This window comes from Streptomyces sp. SID14478 (assembly GCF_010548525.1).
Taxonomy (GTDB): Bacteria; Actinomycetota; Actinomycetes; order Streptomycetales; family Streptomycetaceae; genus Streptomyces.
In genome coordinates this window covers 1-1,430 of sequence record NZ_JAAGMG010000366.1, presented here as the reverse complement: position 1 = coordinate 1,430, position 1,430 = coordinate 1, and the positions used below count along the sequence as shown (strand labels likewise).

Annotated in this window: 1 protein-coding gene and 1 pseudogene; both read left to right on the top strand. The window is 76.2% G+C overall.

Translation table 11 applies throughout. The features are described 5' to 3' along the window. Window positions 1–1,176, top strand: a 1,176-nt coding sequence (locus G3I40_RS12060) for a DUF58 domain-containing protein (protein WP_164302152.1), incomplete at its 5' end; no start/stop codon positions are given. After that, window positions 1,173–1,430: pseudogene (locus G3I40_RS12055) on the top strand (hypothetical protein); the annotation flags it as partial. The gene G3I40_RS12060 and the pseudogene G3I40_RS12055, both read left to right, overlap by 4 nt.

Genomic DNA, 1,430 nt, shown 5'->3' with positions numbered 1-1,430 from the left:
CTCCTGACGGGGCGGCCGTGGCTGCTCGCGCTCGCCGCCGCGCCGCTGGTGCTACTGGCGCTGTCGCTGCCGCGCGCCTACCCCACGCGGATCGAGACGTCGGTGAGCGTCGAGCCGCGGCGCTGCTTCGAGGGCGACACCGTCACCCTGCGGATCTCGGTGGCCCACGACGGCGGCACCGTCCGCCTCGATCCTGGCGTCACGCTCGGCCCCGGCCTGCGGCTCGACGAGGTCGTGACGGGCCGCTCCACGCTCACGCTGCGGCACACGGCGCTGCGCTGGGGCCGCTGGTCGCTCGGCCCCGTGGACCTCGACGTGTACGACGCCGGGGGCACCGTGCGCCGCAGCGTCCGGGTCGAGGAGGTGGAGGTCGCGGTGTTCCCGCACGCGGCGCACACCCGGTTCACGCCCGTCCCGGTGCGGCTGCCGCAGCGGCTCGGCGAGCACGCGTCGGCGCAGACCGGCGAGGGCGTCGAGGTCATCGGGGTGCGGGCCTGGGAGCCGGGCGAGCGTCAGCGGCGCATCCACTGGCCGTCGACGACCCGGCGGGGCACGGTGCAGTTGCACCGGTTCGCCGCCGAGCGGGCCGTCGACACGGTGATGCTGCTCGACGCGTTCGGCGACGTGGTCGACCCGGAGACCGGCGTCTCCTCGCTGGACGAGACGGTCCGCGTCGCCGCCGGTCTCGCCCGCGCCTACCTGAAGACGCACGACCGGGTCGGTGTCGTCTCGACGGGCGGCGCCACGCGGTGGCTGCAGCCCGCGACGGGGGACGCCGCGTTCTACCGGATCGTCGACAGCGTCCTCGACGTCCGCAAGGACCGCCGGTTCGACGCCCCGGGCCTGGAGCGCGTACCGCGCCCCGCGCTGCCGGAGGGCGCCCTCGTGTACGTTTTCACGCCGCTCAGCGACGCCCGCATCCTCAAGGTGCTGCGCGATCTGCAGGGGCGGGCCCGGCGGCCGGTCGTCGTGGAGATCCCGAGCGGTGACCCCCGGGTCGAACCGGGCGACGTGGCGGGCGAGTTGGGGCTGCGGCTGTGGCGCGCAGACCGGGACGCGATGCGGTTCGCGCTACGCGACAGCGGGGTTCCGGTGCTGCGGCACGCGGCCGGTGAGCCGCTGGACCTGGCGCTCGCGCCGCTGCTCGCCGGACAGGTGGGAGGGCGGCCGCGATGACGGTGCTGGATCCACGGGTGCCGTGGCGCGTCTACGTCGTGCACTGGGCGGCGACGGTTCCCGTGCGCGTGCTCGGCGTCGCCCTGGTCGTGGCGGCGTGCCGGCCGTGGGAGACGGTGCAGGGCATGTCGCGCGCCGTGTTGTTCGGCGCCGCGGTGCTCTTCGCGGTCTGGGCCGCGCCCGGGCTCGACCGGCGGCCCACGCTCGCCTCGGCCGCCTTGACGCACCGGCTCCTGCGGCACCGGACGACGGTG